The 14,799-nt window shown below is 32.4% G+C and carries 22 protein-coding genes; 11 read left to right on the top strand and 11 right to left on the bottom strand.

The window, feature by feature from the left end; translation table 11 throughout:
- The first annotated feature begins 155 nt into the window (after positions 1-155).
- From ACFSJT_RS14855 to ACFSJT_RS14845, 3 genes are read left to right on the top strand one after another with little or no spacing between them, the layout of a single operon-like run.
- Positions 156-485: a YtxH domain-containing protein gene (locus ACFSJT_RS14855; protein ID WP_378321090.1), complete on the top strand. Its 330-nt coding sequence runs from the start codon at positions 156-158 to the stop codon at positions 483-485.
- Positions 485-832 (top strand): hypothetical protein, encoded by a 348-nt coding sequence (locus ACFSJT_RS14850; protein ID WP_378321088.1) that lies wholly within the window; start codon positions 485-487, stop codon positions 830-832. Before ACFSJT_RS14855 ends, ACFSJT_RS14850 begins: the two co-directional genes overlap by 1 nt.
- Before the next feature lie 6 nt (positions 833-838).
- Positions 839-1,042 carry a DUF6327 family protein gene (locus ACFSJT_RS14845; RefSeq protein ID WP_378321087.1) on the top strand — a complete coding sequence of 68 codons (204 nt, stop codon included), beginning with the start codon at positions 839-841 and terminating at the stop codon, positions 1,040-1,042.
- A 5-nt stretch (positions 1,043-1,047) separates the two neighbouring features.
- Here the strand turns inward: ACFSJT_RS14845 and ACFSJT_RS14840 are convergent, their stop codons facing one another.
- The 7 genes from ACFSJT_RS14840 to ACFSJT_RS14810 all read right to left on the bottom strand — a co-directional run bounded on the left by ACFSJT_RS14840 (position 1,048) and on the right by ACFSJT_RS14810 (position 7,221).
- Entirely contained in the window at positions 1,048-2,115 is a 1,068-nt protein-coding gene (locus ACFSJT_RS14840; protein WP_378321086.1) for a helix-turn-helix transcriptional regulator, read from the bottom strand.
- A 201-nt stretch (positions 2,116-2,316) separates the two neighbouring features.
- Positions 2,317-2,784, bottom strand: a complete 468-nt coding sequence (locus ACFSJT_RS14835) for a hypothetical protein (RefSeq protein ID WP_378321085.1) — start codon at positions 2,782-2,784, stop codon at positions 2,317-2,319.
- Positions 2,785-2,818: 34 nt separating this feature from the next.
- Positions 2,819-3,325 (bottom strand): Dps family protein, encoded by a 507-nt coding sequence (locus ACFSJT_RS14830; protein ID WP_378321084.1) that lies wholly within the window; start codon positions 3,323-3,325, stop codon positions 2,819-2,821.
- A gap of 222 nt (positions 3,326-3,547) precedes the next feature.
- Positions 3,548-4,150, bottom strand: a complete 603-nt coding sequence (locus tag ACFSJT_RS14825; RefSeq protein WP_378321083.1) for a DUF2652 domain-containing protein — start codon at positions 4,148-4,150, stop codon at positions 3,548-3,550.
- 15 nt (positions 4,151-4,165) lie between these two features.
- Positions 4,166-5,461, bottom strand: a complete 1,296-nt coding sequence (locus ACFSJT_RS14820) for a DUF2254 domain-containing protein (RefSeq protein WP_378321082.1) — start codon at positions 5,459-5,461, stop codon at positions 4,166-4,168.
- A gap of 5 nt (positions 5,462-5,466) precedes the next feature.
- Positions 5,467-6,180, bottom strand: coding sequence for a flavodoxin family protein (locus tag ACFSJT_RS14815; RefSeq protein WP_378321081.1), 714 nt, complete (start codon positions 6,178-6,180; stop codon positions 5,467-5,469).
- A 189-nt stretch (positions 6,181-6,369) separates the two neighbouring features.
- Positions 6,370-7,221: a bacteriorhodopsin gene (locus tag ACFSJT_RS14810; protein WP_378321080.1), complete on the bottom strand. Its 852-nt coding sequence runs from the start codon at positions 7,219-7,221 to the stop codon at positions 6,370-6,372.
- A gap of 341 nt (positions 7,222-7,562) precedes the next feature.
- Between ACFSJT_RS14810 and ACFSJT_RS14805 the strand changes: the two genes are divergently transcribed.
- The 6 genes from ACFSJT_RS14805 to ACFSJT_RS14780 all read left to right on the top strand — a co-directional run bounded on the left by ACFSJT_RS14805 (position 7,563) and on the right by ACFSJT_RS14780 (position 12,724).
- Positions 7,563-8,138, top strand: coding sequence for a hypothetical protein (locus ACFSJT_RS14805; RefSeq protein ID WP_378321079.1), 576 nt, complete (start codon positions 7,563-7,565; stop codon positions 8,136-8,138).
- A 93-nt stretch (positions 8,139-8,231) separates the two neighbouring features.
- Complete coding sequence (locus ACFSJT_RS14800) at positions 8,232-8,666, top strand: hemerythrin domain-containing protein (protein WP_378321078.1); 435 nt, start codon at positions 8,232-8,234, stop codon at positions 8,664-8,666.
- Between the two features lie 19 nt (positions 8,667-8,685).
- On the top strand, positions 8,686-9,783 hold the full coding sequence (locus ACFSJT_RS14795; RefSeq protein WP_378321077.1) for a DNA topoisomerase IB: 1,098 nt from the start codon (positions 8,686-8,688) through the stop codon (positions 9,781-9,783).
- Positions 9,784-9,797: 14 nt separating this feature from the next.
- The gene (locus ACFSJT_RS14790) at positions 9,798-10,685 is read left to right on the top strand and encodes a mechanosensitive ion channel family protein (protein ID WP_378321076.1); all 888 of its coding nucleotides are present in this window, start codon (positions 9,798-9,800) and stop codon (positions 10,683-10,685) included.
- 19 nt (positions 10,686-10,704) lie between these two features.
- Complete coding sequence (locus tag ACFSJT_RS14785) at positions 10,705-11,253, top strand: hypothetical protein (protein WP_378321075.1); 549 nt, start codon at positions 10,705-10,707, stop codon at positions 11,251-11,253.
- Positions 11,254-11,692: 439 nt separating this feature from the next.
- A complete protein-coding gene (locus ACFSJT_RS14780) occupies positions 11,693-12,724 on the top strand; it encodes an AI-2E family transporter (RefSeq protein WP_378321074.1) in 1,032 nt (343 codons plus the stop codon).
- 34 nt (positions 12,725-12,758) lie between these two features.
- Here the strand turns inward: ACFSJT_RS14780 and ACFSJT_RS14775 are convergent, their stop codons facing one another.
- From ACFSJT_RS14775 to ACFSJT_RS14760, 4 genes are read right to left on the bottom strand one after another with little or no spacing between them, the layout of a single operon-like run.
- Positions 12,759-13,262, bottom strand: a complete 504-nt coding sequence (locus ACFSJT_RS14775; RefSeq protein ID WP_378321073.1) for a DUF2383 domain-containing protein — start codon at positions 13,260-13,262, stop codon at positions 12,759-12,761.
- A 4-nt stretch (positions 13,263-13,266) separates the two neighbouring features.
- On the bottom strand, positions 13,267-13,419 hold the full coding sequence (locus tag ACFSJT_RS14770) for a YqaE/Pmp3 family membrane protein (RefSeq protein ID WP_378321072.1): 153 nt from the start codon (positions 13,417-13,419) through the stop codon (positions 13,267-13,269).
- 56 nt (positions 13,420-13,475) lie between these two features.
- On the bottom strand, positions 13,476-13,688 hold the full coding sequence (locus ACFSJT_RS14765; protein ID WP_378321071.1) for a hypothetical protein: 213 nt from the start codon (positions 13,686-13,688) through the stop codon (positions 13,476-13,478).
- 30 nt (positions 13,689-13,718) lie between these two features.
- Positions 13,719-13,931, bottom strand: coding sequence for a hypervirulence associated TUDOR domain-containing protein (locus ACFSJT_RS14760; RefSeq protein ID WP_378321070.1), 213 nt, complete (start codon positions 13,929-13,931; stop codon positions 13,719-13,721).
- A 200-nt stretch (positions 13,932-14,131) separates the two neighbouring features.
- On the opposite strand from ACFSJT_RS14760, the gene ACFSJT_RS14755 reads away from it, so the two are divergent.
- Positions 14,132-14,290, top strand: coding sequence for a hypothetical protein (locus tag ACFSJT_RS14755; protein WP_378321069.1), 159 nt, complete (start codon positions 14,132-14,134; stop codon positions 14,288-14,290).
- Between the two features lie 44 nt (positions 14,291-14,334).
- A complete protein-coding gene (locus ACFSJT_RS14750) occupies positions 14,335-14,784 on the top strand; it encodes a ferritin-like domain-containing protein (protein ID WP_378321068.1) in 450 nt (149 codons plus the stop codon).
- Positions 14,785-14,799 lie beyond the last annotated feature (15 nt).

Below are 14,799 nucleotides of genomic sequence, written 5' to 3'. Positions count from 1 at the left end.
TTGCTTGCGAGCAATGTGAACGCTTTTAAGAGAAATCTTAATTCGTTTACTAATAAATCATTTCGGTTAACATCCTTATGATTTGAGTTAAACCAAACAACCGTTTTTTCAGAAATTTGATAGAAATCATTTTAAAACTTAAAAAAACAGTAATAATGAGCGACAATAGTAATACATTTTTAGCCTTTTTAATGGGAACCGCAATAGGAGCATCTTTAGGAATACTATTTGCTCCTGATAAAGGAATAAATACCAGGAGAAGAATAGCAGAAGAAGCACAGGCGACCAAAGATAATTTGGCCAGAGAAGCTTCTAATTTACAACATCGAATAGTCGATACTGTTTCTACTCAAAAAGAAACTTTGGATACTAAGATCGAGTCGTTAGTATCAGATGCAAGCTACAAAGCAGATGACGTGATTACTTCTTTAGAAAAAAAACTAAGAGAATTAAAAGCTAAAAATAAAAAATTACAGAAATCATAATGGGTGTTATTAATGCTATAAACGAAACTTCTAACAAGGCATATGATTCTGGAGAAGCTTATGTAAAAACCTCACAAGAGTATTATAAACTCAAAGCTTTTCAGCAATTGGCAAGAGCATTTTCTTTTTTGAGCAAGCTGGCCATTATAGGAGGCTTGCTTTTCTTAGGTCTTATATTTTTGACTGTTTCTGCTTCAATTTGGTTAGGACAACTCATAGGCAGCACCGTTCTGGCATGCTTATTAATGGCCGGAATTCTATTTTTATTTACGGGAATAGGATATCTTTTACGTGGAAAAATTGATACAAACATCATTAAAAAGATGTCTAAAGACTTTTTTGATTAAGGAACTATGAAAAAAACGTACACCTCTTTTAAAGAAATAGAGCAAGATTTGCGTAAACTTCATTTACAAAGACAAATATATCTTGAAGAAATGAAATTATTAAAATCTGAGTTAAAAGAAGATTTGCAGCCTTATCAATGGGTTTCTACATTATTAAGCGCTGTAAAAAAATATGGAATCCTGTATTTAATAAGGAGGCTTTTTAGATAAATGTATTATGAGGAAACACCAAGTATTTCTTCTACCGGTAGTTCAGTCCTACTTTTAAATTCATTTGGACTAATTCCATATTTTTCTTTAAAAATCTTAGAAAAATAACTTCTGCTACTAAATCCAATTGAATATACTACTTCAGATATATTCATATCTGTTGTTCTTATCAGATCTCTAGCTGCCTCCAACCTTACATGGCGAATATATTCTGTTACGGTTCTGGCATATAACAATTTAAATCCTTCCTGCAGTTTGGTTTGAGGCAATCCTATCGCTTCTGACAACTGATCCAGCGAATAATCTTTTGCTACATCTTTGATTATTTTTTTTGCTAAACCTCTAATTAATCCTAACTCTCTTTTTAATAGTGTAGTAGGCAACACTTCTTCTTTCATAGCTTTATCGTGCTGCTGGATGTGCATAGACAGAATTTGATAGACCATTCCTTCAATTTGCAATATTCGAATTATCCCTCTTTGCTTAAGTGTTCGTAAAGCTCCTATTTTGTCGGCTAATTTTAAATTATAAGTGCCAAAATATGCAAAAGCTTTCTCATGATCTTCATCCATAAAAACTTTGTAAAGTTTTTCGTTGAGTTGAGATACATTATTTAATCGTTTTTTCAGATATTTTTTCCTGACAATTTGTATAACATTAATCTCTAACTTCTCCTCTTTCGGAAAATATCCATAATTATAACCGCCGTCGCGACTTGTTATGATTATAGATTGAAATTGTTCTAAGGCATGTATCTCTTTTTGATATCCAAAACGATGTCCACAAAATCCTGTAAGACAATATGTAAAATGAATAGGATTAAACTCTGAAGCATCCATAACCAAGACAAACTCTTTATGAAAGATAATGTCGTATTCTAACAAGTTTACTCCCCAATCGAATGTGATAAATCTAATAGAACCGTGCGCATTAAGATTATTCACAGTTAAAGTATATTCTCCCCATCGTTCTTCTATTTTCCCTCCAATTACTTCCTGAATCTGTCTAACTGTTCCTTCGGTATCCTTTGCAGTGATATTAATTTCTATCGGATTTGTTGGTTTAGGATACATTAGCGCGATTATTACCTTCGTTTTTGTTTACTTATTTTTCAGGGGCTATTAAACAAAAGTAGTAATGTTTTATCAGTTTGACTAGGATCTACTCTAAATACGTTAAAAAAAAGACATTACCAAAATGTGGAGACATTTGAAAATTCAAAAGCTCCCTTAAAAAGGGAGCTTTTGAACAAATCAATATTGGAAATGATCTTTTTAGATCGAATCAAACTCGTCTACAAAAAAGAAATCTCTATCTGCATTATTCACAAAATACAATCCTTCTCCAAAAATATACTCTACATTTCTTTTATTTACAACTACTTTAAAACCTCTTTCTGTCGGTTTTAATTCGAAACTATCACCATCGTCTTTAGCATATCGCAGCACTATATATTTATCATAATCACTCCACATGTCGTTATCAACATATATCAATTTTGTTACTTGTGCAGGTACAATCTTTCTATCCTGATTCAATTCACCCTTCTCTTCTGATCTTAACTTAAGTGGAGTTTTGCTGGTTTTAAATACTGTAACTCGATAAGGTATCATTTTACCATCTTTCTTAAATTCAAAAGATTTCGTGACTCTGGTTTTCATCATTTGCGAGTTACTTTGTGCAACCGCATTTGTTAATGTAAAAGTTATTAATAAGGTAGCTATCAATTTTGCTGCTTTCATTTTATAAATTTTAAATAGTTATTAATTTTCTTTTCTATGCTTCTTTGATCATACTGGTATCAAGATTATCTGAGGTACTTTTTGACCAAGCGTTAAGCATCCAGCTTGATTTTTCTAATTCTCTTATATAAGCTCCAATCATATCAATGGTTCCTTCATCTCCGGCTTCATCTGCATGCTTTAATATCACGCGCATTTGCACTAATATTTTTTTGTGGTCCCCTAGTAATTTTTCGACCATTTCAAAGTCTTTCATCAATGGACTAACCTCTTCTACGGTAGCTAATTTTAGATACTCCTTAAACTGACTTACGGGATGATGCCCCAGCGTCAAAATACGTTCTGCGATTTCATCTATTTTTATTTTCGCATCATTGTACAACTCTTCGAATTTTACATGAAGATCAAAGAAATTCTTTCCTAAAATATTCCAGTGAAAACCTCGAAGTTTTTGGTAATAAAGATTATAGTCAGCCAAAAGAATATTAAGTTCTAATACTACGGGTAACAATTTTTTTTCTTCTATATTTAAATAATTCATAGCAAATTTTTAAGATTAATATTTCTAATTATTTCACATCAAAGTGAGAATCATTATTTTTCTTCAATACAAAGATACCTGTAGTAAAACAGCATCCTTTGCTCATTTACTATTTATCTTAACTCAATTGTTAGTTTGATGAAGCTATACCTATTGTGAAGAATTTAGAATGTAGATCTAGAAGTAACTACTAATATTTTTAAGGCTTAACGAAATAAAAATCTAATCTAAAAGAGGCTTAAGATTAATATAACTGTAATTTACTTCGCCTATGTGTTTATATGCAGTATCATGATCATGAAGTTCGCCCCAACCAAAATTACGTTCTATGGTCTCATCTTCATATTCAGAAAGTAAGCTTTCGGAAAGTAAGATATACTCATCTCCCGGGATTTCGTTTTTAAGTAATCGATGAGCTAAAATAACATCTTCTCCCATGAGTTTGATGTTTTTACCAATAGGTACTGCACTAATTTGTTTACCATAGTGCAAAATAATCTTTAATCCGAGCATTTTGGGAATGTTGTCGCTTTCTCCGTTTTCTTTAAATTTGTCATGAAGTGTTTTTAACTGATCATAAAAATCGGTATAAAAGCGTCTGCATTGATCTACTAATTGTTTAAATGGCGGAAGTTTTCCCGGTCTATAAAATAAAACAGCATCCCCCTCGATCTCTGATACCTTTAACCCTATTTCATTGGCATAAATAACCTTGTTAAGCAACGCAGAAATCACTTCTGAACTCAAATCAATATCGGTTGAACTCATGAATTCTGTAAATCCACTAATATCCGGGATACAAATTAAGGTAGGTTTTGATTCCATATTTTTAAAATTATCTTAAGAATTTTTATTTATGATCTCTAAGATAGGCTTTCTATCATTCTCATTCTCGATATTTTGCTCAATACTTGTACTCAAGCTCTCTATTTCTTTGATTATTTCCTTTTTATTGGATTCTACTATTTTACTATTCTTTACAGAGTATTGAAGTGCTGCGGCCAATTCAAACATTACTATTGAATCATTTTTTGCGTAGTGTCGTATGGGTTGAATAAGTATGCGCATTAACTCTTCTGCGATAATCGTATTTTCAATGAGTATAATTTTATTTTCTGTGTTTTCTTCAAAGGTTTTAGGATAAACTTGAGAAGCCTTACATATAAGTTGCCCAAGTTTAGTAATTACATCAGTAGTGGTACCCGGATCATTAATACCCGGAGACATCGCTCTTACAGCTACTTCGGTCAATTTAAGCATCCCACTAATATAGCCATCATTTTTATGTTTATCCTGCGAAAAACTGATGCTATTTATTAAGGAACGTAGCTCATCTGCGGGTATATCTTCTTTAATTTTCATTAACGGACTACCCTTCCAAACATATTGGCTTTCATATGGAATTATTTCAATATAATTTTCTTGATTTTTAAAATAATCGCTTACAAAAGATATAAATATGCCCTGATAATATCCAGAATGTTCGCTATAAATCACTTTCCAGCCAGAAGTACTTAAATCACAAGAATTCTGATTATTGATCTTTTCTTCCAACTTCTTATTACTCTGTGCAAAGATCTTATCCACAATATGATCTATTTGAATCGCACTAGAAATACTATGAATAAAATATACGAATAGACTTATACAAATTATACCAAAAATAGCTGCGAGTATTGTCGAAAATCCTGAATACCCTTCGGATGGACTGTAACTACCCAGCGACATCAAAATTATAACCGTATAAAGTATGGTTCCTGTATAAAAACCAAGAATGATTTGGTGTTTTTTATCCGAAATTAATCCGGGTAATAGTCTGGGTGAAAAATTTGATGATGCTTGATTAAGAACCACCATTACCATTGAAAAACTGAAAACAGTTAAAGACAAGATTCCCCCGATTAAAGTCGATAAAATAGTTTTAGCTGTTTCTATATCTCTTACCACCAAAAATGATGCCCTTTCCTTCAGCTTAGTTACTAATTCCAGGTTTTCAACATTTAGAGTACATATAGAGATTACACAAAATAGAAAACTTATTAAAACAGGGTAAAAAGCAATACTACGAAATATATCATGAGATAATTCTGTTATTTTCCTTTGAACTGATCTTAGTATCTTTTTAAATTGTTTCAAAGCGATTAGCGATATTCAGGGTTTTCAAAATTCCAGCGCGTACCATCGTCCCATGCAGATCTTGAGTTTCCGTAAGAAGGAAAACCACCTTCATTTTTAAGCATCCTGGCCAAGTGCAAGAGGTTATAGGTCATAAATGTAGTGTTTCTATTAGTAAACTCATTATTTTTAGCCCCGGATTCTTTATCGAGATAGCTTGGTCCAGGCCCTGCTTCACCAATCCATCCACAGTCGGCTTGTGGTGGAATACTATATCCCAAATGCTGCAATGCGTATAAGATACCCATCGCACAATGTTTTATGCCATCTTCGTTGCCAGTAATTACACAACCACCTACTTTGCCATAATATATATATTGACCTTTTTCATTGGTTTTGCTACTCATCCCATATAACCTTTCTATTAACTTGGTAGCTACAGAAGATTTCTCACCCAGCCATATTGGCGTACCCACAACAAGTATATCAGCATTTCTTACCTTTTCATAAATCTCTGGCCAATCATCTTTATCTTTTCCTTCTTCTTTCATATCGGGCATTAATCCATAAGCAATATCATAATCTACCAAACGTACATATTCTACCGATACGTTTTCAGAATTCATGATATTTATAGATACATTCATCAATCCTTCAGTATGACTTTGTTGTGGAGATTCTTTCAAAGTGCAATTGATATAAGTTGCCTTTAGATTTGAAAAGTCGATTTGTTTTTCCATGAAATTGATCTTTGAAATTTTGAAAAGTTACGTTGTTTATTTTGTATAATCGACATGATTGATCCTTTTGCGATAAGAAGGAATCTATTTTTCAACTGTTACTGATGTCAAAGGAATTGAATTCTCTAGTACTCCCTCCAGGAGTAAAACAAAGAGAATTCAAACCTTGTACATAATCCCATCTAGCGTTTATGCATTTGTGGGAAGTTCGTTATAATCATAACCATCTTCTTTACTTAAAATAGTAGCTACTCTACCCAACAATACACCGTATATTACTTTTGAACATACATCTGCCACGGTATAGGTAATTTGTCGACCAACAACACCGGATTCATTAAAAAAACCTCCTTCTATCCCTAACAAATGAGGCATTAAATATGCACCCGGATATAAAAACCATGATATCAGAAACAATATCCATATTTGATTCATTATGCTTTTTGCTTTAGATGGTATCCCTTCTTTACCTTCATTAATAACTTTGCGCATTACCCATAAAATATGCACAAAAAATGCAGTAGAAATAGCTCCCCATATAAAAAACTTGGATAGATTAGATACTTCATAAAACTGCCCAATGTATCCGGTGATTATCATTAAAGCACCCGAAAACCAAAACTGATTTCTTATTGATTTTAAATTTGATTTAGTAAGTGACACAACAAACAATATTTGAAATAATAACATAGGTACATCAATGAGCCAGTTAAGATATCTATATCCATTATTGAATAAATCACCATCTGAATTTAAGAAGTACCTCCCAGCTTCTTGATCAAACTGAAAAGATGAAGTCCAGTTTCCTGCCTGTGCATACAGTAATAAAAAAGCAGATACCATAACCACACCCGATAAAATATTCGACATACGATATTTTGGCGATACTGTTTTTAAGGTTAAAACAAAATAAAATAAACCCGCCAGCATTACAGCATATCCCAAAGTAAGCGTGTGTGAGACAATCTGGTAAGCCATTTCAGAATAACCTTCGGTCATTCCAATGTAATTCTCAAAATTCGCATTTATTAATTTTTTCATAGCAATTTGAATTTAAAAATTTGATTATTAGTTTCATATTTTGGTTATATGAATTACCAAATCTAGATGAATTCATCATAAATTCTTATCACTAAAAACATAAAACTTAACGCAATCGGTAATACTTATAACTAAAGAGAACATTCAAGTAATAAATTCAAAACAGTTAATGAAAATCGTGTATGCGCACAACTTATCAAAATAACGATCTTACTTTTGAAATGAAAAAATTATCTAGGGCTACTATAAATATCTTAAAACAAAAAATATTTCATTAGAGCAAATGTGATGTATTAAAACTTTAGTGGCCCTAAACATTCTAAACTAAAAACCTTTTTATTATGAAAAATTTTATAGGATTAATAATGATTATCCTTTTAGTAAGTAGTTGCGACGTTCAACAAAAAAAAGAAGCTAAGCTACCCGAGGTTGAAGTAGATATTGACACAGAAGCAGGCCAACTCCCAACATTTGATGTAGACTGGGCAGACGTAAATGTAGGCACCAGAACTAAAATGGTAAAAATACCAAAGGTGGTCGTAGTTATGGAAGAAGAAGAAATTGAAGTTCCGTACATAGACGTTGATATGCCAAATTCTGGAGAAAAAGAGGAATTGACGTTAACCGTAGAAGCAGAAGTAGAAAATAAAGAGCATTCTATAGATATTAAGGAGATCATTGCTACGAGTAACAAATTATATGTTATTTCAGAACTGAAAGAACTAGATCAAGACTTAGGAGATAAAAAGTTAAGAGTATCGGATCGCGTGATACTAAATGCTCCAGATCTTAATGTAAAACATATTATCATGGGCGAAAAACCTAACCGTGTTTTTAATGACCAATATAAATATGTAACCGATATCAATGCTTTCAAATCAGGACTGAAAAATTCTAAGGTGATTTTCACCAAATAATATATCTAATTTCCAGATAGATATGGTTAGTTATCCAAAAATGGTCTCTTTACAAATTGTGATGAGACCATTTTTAATTTAAAACTTAATGTTATGAATATATTTGAAGCCTTACGAAACGATCATGATCTACAAAGATCTTTATTAGATGATCTTGTAAATACTTCTGGTGACACAGAGAAGAGAGATCAAACTTTTGAAGAACTTAAAAAACAATTGGCCATCCATGCAGATGCTGAAGAAAGACATTTTTATGTATCTCTTATCGACAGCGATAAAACACAAGAAAAAGCAAGGCATAGTATTGCAGAACATCATGAAATTGATGAACTTATTGAAGAATTAGAAGATACAGAATATTCCTCGTCGTCTTGGTTAAAAATAGCCAAACAACTTAAAGAAAAAGTCGAGCATCATCTTGATGAAGAAGAACACGAAGTCTTTCAAATGGCTGGCAAGGTTTTATCTGAAAAACAAAAAAGTGATTTAGCCAAAGACTATTCTTCGCATATTGAGAATAACAGATAATTGATAGCCGCCACATCATATGAATTCAAATTTAAAAAATCCAAAATTTCTAACTCAGATCCTCACAGCACCTGAAACTGTGATTGATCAACTAGATTTGGTATATGTAAATGACGATAAATTAAATATTACCAGACATAAACACAAAAAAGGATTTCAATACTTATTAAATGGCAGGCCCTTATCTACAAAAAAAGATATCAAAAGGATTGATAGTTTGGTCATTCCCCCGGCCTGGAACGGTGTAAGAATTGCCTGTTTAGAAAATGGTCACTTGCAAGCTATTGGCAGGGACCTAAAAAATCGTAAGCAATACCGATATCATCCCTTATGGAATGCTATTCGTAATCAGACTAAGTTTTACAAAATGACAGCTTTTGGCAAACAACTTCCCAAAATACGAAAACAGGTGGATCAAGATCTCGAACAATCAGGTTGGCCCAAAACTAAAGTGTTGGCACTTATTATACGATTGATGGAAGAAACCCATATTCGTATCGGTAATGAGCAATATGCAAAACGTAATAAAACGTATGGCCTATCAACTATGCGAACCCGGCATGTAAATATAGAAAAGGATAAATTAAAATTTGAATTTGTAGGTAAACGAGGAAAAAAACATTCGGTCACCTTACGAAACAAAAAATTGATTCGTCTTGTAAATCGATGCGAAGAAATACCGGGCTGGGAATTATTTCAATACTACGACGGTGATGGAATCAAACAAAGTGTAGAAAGTAGTATGGTTAACGACTATGTACATCAAATATGTGGAGACCTTTTTACTGCAAAAGATTTTAGAACCTGGGCGGCAACAACGATTTTCTTCGAAACGCTGTTAGATTTCGGTATAGCCAATTCCAAAAAAGAAGTGCAGAAAAATATACTAAAAGCCTATGATGCAGCCGCTAATGGTCTGGGCAATACCCGAAATGTATGTAGAAAATATTATGTACATCCTGCCGTGGTAGCTGCTTATGAAGATGGTTCTATCAAAAAATCTTTTGATGAGACAGATCAAAATTATGAAACCGAAGAATACTTTTCATCCTCAGAATATGCTGTCATAAAATTATTAGAAAATTATACTCCAACCTTCTTGAAAAATGTTGGATAATTAAAATCAAGATAATGAATGATAAACTAATTGATGCATGGAATAAAATGCAGGAAAAACTGGAGTCGTGGCTAGACTCTATTGTGGTAAACCTACCTAACATACTGATCGCTATTTTGGTATTCATTGCAGCGCTGATCGCTTCAAAATATATTAGCAAAATAGCAAGAAAAATACTTGATAAAAGTCGCTTACAGCCATCAATGAAAAATTTGATCTCTAAATTTATTTCTATCACTGTAGTTATTTTAGGGTTGTTTCTCATTTTAGGAATCTTAAATCTCGATAAGGCTTTAAACACTATTCTCGCAGGTGCCGGAGTTGCTGGTTTAGCAGTAGGTTTAGCATTACAAGGTGCATTGGCTAATACTTACTCTGGTATTATTTTATCGTACATCAAGCATATTAAGTTTGGAGATTGGATAAAAACTAATGATTATGAAGGGGAAGTCATCGATATTGACCTAAGAGCTGTAACCATCAAACAGGTAGACAACAATCTTGTTTATATACCCAATAAATTAGTCGTAGATAATCCTATAAAGAACTATTCTACAACGGCACAATCCAGAGTAATCTTGGAGTGTGGGGTGGGATATGAATCTGATTTAAGGTTTGTTAAAAACCTAACTATTGAAACCATTGTAAACAATTTTAAAGCCGTAGAAAATAAAGAAGACGTATTATTTTTGTGGAGAGAATTTGGGGATAGCTCTATTAACTATGAGCTACGGTTTTGGATCAATTCTACCTCTGCTCTCGAAGTTGCAAAAGCTCAAAGTGAGACAATGATGCTTATTAAAGAGGTATATGATGAAAATGATATTAATATACCGTTCCCGATACGAACGTTAGATTTTCCTGATAACTTCAGCCTAATCAAAGACAATAACGAAAATTAGGGAGATAATAAGAACATAAATGATTAAATTAACAACCTATAATAAACAGGCGCTTTTTGGTGGAATCATAGCTGCACTAATTACGGGTGGTGGAGCTTTTTTACTGGGTAGCTTGAGTGGTTACGAAGCCAAATCTTTAAGAACCTCATCCTTACCCCGAATAAACACATTGTGTAATACCATAGTGTTGGCTTCAGCAACTATTCTTGCATTATTGTTAACATTGTTAAGCGTAAGTTCGGGAACAAAATCCAGATTAAAGGATGAACACTATAAACATGTCCTCATTATTGCAAAAACAGACACTATTGTTTTTGTGGTTGCTATGGTGGTATTTCAGATTTTCAATATTCCAATTACAGAAGCAGAAAATGTACCTAACTCGTGGTATTCAACTATTTATTATGTTAGTCTATTACTCTCTGCAATACTTAGTGGTGCGCTCATAAGTGTTGTACTAATGCTTTATAATGCAGTAACTAGCATCATAAAAATTATCGGGTTAGGAATATCTGATCACCCATTAATTTATGAAGATGAATCAGAAACTAATAATAAAAAATATTGAATATCCGTAATATATCATATACCATAATCGTCAACCTGAACTCGTTTCAGGTTCTCATTATAACTGATTGTTTATGGACGAAATGAGATTCCGAAATAAATTCGGAATGACGCTAAATAATTACATATTACGGATAATCATAAAAAGATAAACGAACTTAGTTTTTTGAACGCGAAGAACTTTTTCTATTTTTCACATATTTATAACCTAAATAAACGAATTGAGCACCTACAAATAAGAGCTTATATTTTCTACTTTTTACTAATGCTGATGCAATTCCTAATAATGAAGATTTCATTTTTAGTTTTAAAGTTAGAAAACGTAAGAAACCTGTTTAGATCTAAAAAAATTTATTATTAATGCAATCCGCATCTTATTATGACATCATTAGTATTACCATGTACTGAAACTAAATACACAATAACTAATATAAATTTAGATGAAAAACATTAGTCCGACCATCATACGGCAAATATTTATATTACTTCTGATTTTATTAATTGGGGGTCTTATATTTCGAGAAATTCTTCCTTATCTTTCTGGTATATTAGGTGCGATTACAATTTATGTCATTTTACGTAAAGTGATGGTTAAATTAGTACGTAAAGGATGGCATCCGGATCTCGCGGCAATTACTTTACTCATAGGTTCGTTTGTAGGTATACTAATGCCTGTTATAGGACTCATTTTGATGTTAAGCAATAAAATTGGGGACGTTACGCGAAATTCAGAAAAAGTTGTATTAGCTATCAAAGGGCGATTGGATAAATGGGAGAATCAGCTAGGTTATGATCTCAGTTCTCAAATAGATCCAGATGCCGTCTCTTCGTGGATCACAGACAATCTACAAAGTTTTGCCGGAGGTACTTTTAATGTTTTTATATCTATTGGAATAATGTACTTCTTGCTTTACTACATGTTTACTAACCGCAAAAAATTACGAGAATCTTTATTCGAATATATTCCTATCAATGAGGAGAATCTTCGAATTATTGGTGACGAAAGTCAAAAAATGGTACGCTCTAATGCTGTTGGGATTCCGTTGGTAGCAATCATCCAAGGAATTGTAGCCTTAATTGGATTTCTGATTTTTGGCATAGAGGATTCTCTCTTCTGGTTTGTTATTGTGGTTGTAGGCTCTATGATTCCTTTTATAGGTACTTTAATTGCTTTTTTGCCGATATTTATAATTTCGCTGTCTTCAGGACATACATTACAAGCCTGGGGAATATTAATTTATGGTCTCGTTATCGTTGGATCTTCAGACAACCTAGTTCGTTTGTATGTTTTAAAAAGGTTAGATAACGTACATCCTATCATAACGCTCATTGGTGTTATCGTTGGCGTCCCGCTTTTTGGGTTTATTGGTTTGATTTTCGGACCATTGCTTATAAGTCTATTCCTTATAGTGGTTCAAATTTATAAATCAGAATATGGTAAGCCGGTTGAGAAAGGGGAAGAAAGATTATAATATTATTGCGGCTAATCATAAATAATTTGATGAATCATAAATATTCATTTTTGAGTTGCACAACTTTTGCTTTTTGTACTTGAGCTTTTTTCCTATTTAATTCTTCCATTATATAACTTCCCTCAATGCCTTGAAATATTAGGTGTGTCATTAAACGAGTAATTATCTCTAAAATATCAATTGGGATGGTATCATCCTCTAAAACTATAGCACATTTATCTATAAGATCCTGGTCATGATCCAGACACTTACAGACGATAGGGATATATTTAGTGTTTTCCAGGGTTAATTTAAAATCAAGTCCTTTTTGATGAATTTTACCCTTTTTTATATAAGATATATCGGGTTTTATTTCATTAAAAGTAAGCCCTTCAACTAATTCATTTGCGTATTTATTTCTCTCCACACTTTGATGGTTCAAAAATCTTGATAGTGCCACAATTTGAACCTCTTCTGCAGCTTCATAATATTTTTTTTCAGCTTCAAAAGTCATTTTTAGCAACTCTTGTATTTCTTGGTATTTTTTTCTTGCATACATAGTTCTATTTATTTACGATGAATGCATGTATTACTCCGGGAATCCAACCAATGAGAGTGAGTAATAAACTTATTAAAAAGGTAGACCCAAGCCCGTGTTTCAGAAAAACTGCTAAGGGTGGTAAAAGAATGTTTAAAATAATTGTTAGTAAAGACATAATGTGAATATTTGACGATTAGTGTATAAATTTTATTGATTAAAATCAAAAATGATTCAATCGACCAGCTCTACTTCGTTATCATTTCGAAGAACATGTTGGCCATTGGCAAGCTTGATATAAAGTGCTTTCCCGGCAGTATTATATCTAACAAAATGATCATTCTTAATTTTGTTTGTAAGTTTATATTCGTAGGTTTCTTCTACAGTACCATAGGAAATCTGATTAACTCCTTCTTTCCATCGTACCAGTGTTCCTTTTCTTATCATGACATATTAGTTTTAAAAGTTAATTTTTGATTATTCTACTCTTTCTACTTCACTCTCGCTTTTGAGAACATAATCTCCATCCTCCTGCTTGATGTATAGCGCTTTATCATTTTCCTCTCCGTTTCTGGTAACTTCTGTTCCTTTAATAGTCTTGGTGACTTTTTTAGTATATGTTTCTTCTACGGTTCCGGTGGCGGATCCTTCACCCCAATTCCATTTTACTTTAGTTCCTTGTCGTATCATAATTTTTATTTTTTGACAAGATCTTAAAGAATTGTTGATTTTATGCGCATTATCAAATCAATCATTAACTCTATAAGCTATCGTTATGCAAAAGGTAATGCACAAAAAAATGTTAAAATCTAAATGAGTTAATCTTTGATTTTTTTAAACAAATTAAAGCCTATCTACCTAGGTATCTTCGAAAAATAAAAACCAACAATATGACACTAGAATTACTCTTGTATATAGTTAACACGTTTGCAGTTGCTGTAGTTGCCGTAGTTGTGAATGGCTTGATCAAGAAAAAAATGAAAAACACATTACATATAACACGCAAAAAAATTACTGTATCAATAAACGACAAGGATATCAAACAGTGAATAGGGCTATTTAATTTTAAATATTAACTCAAAAAAATAACATTATGACAACGTATTCTAAAGAAGTTGGAAATAAACTAAATGATTTATTAGAAAAAACCTATGATGCCGAAAAGGGTTTTAAAAAAGCAGCAGAGAATGTTGATCACGCCGGGCTTAAGAATTATTTTAACCAAAAAGCGCAACAACGCTATGATTTTGGTCACGAATTAAAAGATGAAATCAAAGCTTTTGGTCAAGATGTGGATAAAGGTGGAAGTATTACAGGATCTGCTCATAGAACTTGGATGGATGTAAAAGCTCTTTTTTCTTCTGACAACGAAGAAGCTATGCTCGAAGAAGCAATTCGTGGTGAAGAAGCTTCAGTAGAAGAATATAATGATGTTCTTTCGGAAACTACATTACCAACAAGTACTCAAACCATCTTGATGCAACAAAAAAATAAAATTATGGATGGATTATCTTCCATAAAAAGATTAGAAGACTTAAATTAGTAGTAAAGATTTATT

This window comes from Aquimarina celericrescens (genome assembly GCF_042682765.1).
In the GTDB taxonomy this organism is placed as follows: Bacteria; Bacteroidota; Bacteroidia; order Flavobacteriales; family Flavobacteriaceae; genus Aquimarina; species Aquimarina celericrescens.
The sequence above is the reverse complement of the archived record's forward strand: the minus strand, read 5'-3'. Positions and strand labels throughout refer to the sequence as shown.

What these genes read in the sequence shown, in the direction of transcription:
- ACFSJT_RS14855 (WP_378321090.1), top strand. Translation starts at nt 156, where the DNA reads ATGAGCGACAATAGTAATACATTTTTAGCCTTTTTAATGGGAACCGCA.
- ACFSJT_RS14850 (WP_378321088.1), top strand. Translation starts at nt 485, where the DNA reads ATGGGTGTTATTAATGCTATAAACGAAACTTCTAACAAGGCATATGAT.
- ACFSJT_RS14845 (WP_378321087.1), top strand. Translation starts at nt 839, where the DNA reads ATGAAAAAAACGTACACCTCTTTTAAAGAAATAGAGCAAGATTTGCGT.
- ACFSJT_RS14840 (WP_378321086.1), bottom strand. Translation starts at nt 2,115, where the DNA reads ATGTATCCTAAACCAACAAATCCGATAGAAATTAATATCACTGCAAAG.
- ACFSJT_RS14835 (WP_378321085.1), bottom strand. Translation starts at nt 2,784, where the DNA reads ATGAAAGCAGCAAAATTGATAGCTACCTTATTAATAACTTTTACATTA.
- ACFSJT_RS14830 (WP_378321084.1), bottom strand. Translation starts at nt 3,325, where the DNA reads ATGAATTATTTAAATATAGAAGAAAAAAAATTGTTACCCGTAGTATTA.
- ACFSJT_RS14825 (WP_378321083.1), bottom strand. Translation starts at nt 4,150, where the DNA reads ATGGAATCAAAACCTACCTTAATTTGTATCCCGGATATTAGTGGATTT.
- ACFSJT_RS14815 (WP_378321081.1), bottom strand. Translation starts at nt 6,180, where the DNA reads ATGGAAAAACAAATCGACTTTTCAAATCTAAAGGCAACTTATATCAAT.
- ACFSJT_RS14810 (WP_378321080.1), bottom strand. Translation starts at nt 7,221, where the DNA reads ATGAAAAAATTAATAAATGCGAATTTTGAGAATTACATTGGAATGACC.
- ACFSJT_RS14805 (WP_378321079.1), top strand. Translation starts at nt 7,563, where the DNA reads ATGAAAAATTTTATAGGATTAATAATGATTATCCTTTTAGTAAGTAGT.
- ACFSJT_RS14800 (WP_378321078.1), top strand. Translation starts at nt 8,232, where the DNA reads ATGAATATATTTGAAGCCTTACGAAACGATCATGATCTACAAAGATCT.
- ACFSJT_RS14795 (WP_378321077.1), top strand. Translation starts at nt 8,686, where the DNA reads ATGAATTCAAATTTAAAAAATCCAAAATTTCTAACTCAGATCCTCACA.
- ACFSJT_RS14790 (WP_378321076.1), top strand. Translation starts at nt 9,798, where the DNA reads ATGAATGATAAACTAATTGATGCATGGAATAAAATGCAGGAAAAACTG.
- ACFSJT_RS14785 (WP_378321075.1), top strand. Translation starts at nt 10,705, where the DNA reads ATGATTAAATTAACAACCTATAATAAACAGGCGCTTTTTGGTGGAATC.
- ACFSJT_RS14780 (WP_378321074.1), top strand. Translation starts at nt 11,693, where the DNA reads ATGAAAAACATTAGTCCGACCATCATACGGCAAATATTTATATTACTT.
- ACFSJT_RS14775 (WP_378321073.1), bottom strand. Translation starts at nt 13,262, where the DNA reads ATGTATGCAAGAAAAAAATACCAAGAAATACAAGAGTTGCTAAAAATG.
- ACFSJT_RS14770 (WP_378321072.1), bottom strand. Translation starts at nt 13,419, where the DNA reads ATGTCTTTACTAACAATTATTTTAAACATTCTTTTACCACCCTTAGCA.
- ACFSJT_RS14765 (WP_378321071.1), bottom strand. Translation starts at nt 13,688, where the DNA reads ATGATAAGAAAAGGAACACTGGTACGATGGAAAGAAGGAGTTAATCAG.
- ACFSJT_RS14760 (WP_378321070.1), bottom strand. Translation starts at nt 13,931, where the DNA reads ATGATACGACAAGGAACTAAAGTAAAATGGAATTGGGGTGAAGGATCC.
- ACFSJT_RS14755 (WP_378321069.1), top strand. Translation starts at nt 14,132, where the DNA reads ATGACACTAGAATTACTCTTGTATATAGTTAACACGTTTGCAGTTGCT.
- ACFSJT_RS14750 (WP_378321068.1), top strand. Translation starts at nt 14,335, where the DNA reads ATGACAACGTATTCTAAAGAAGTTGGAAATAAACTAAATGATTTATTA.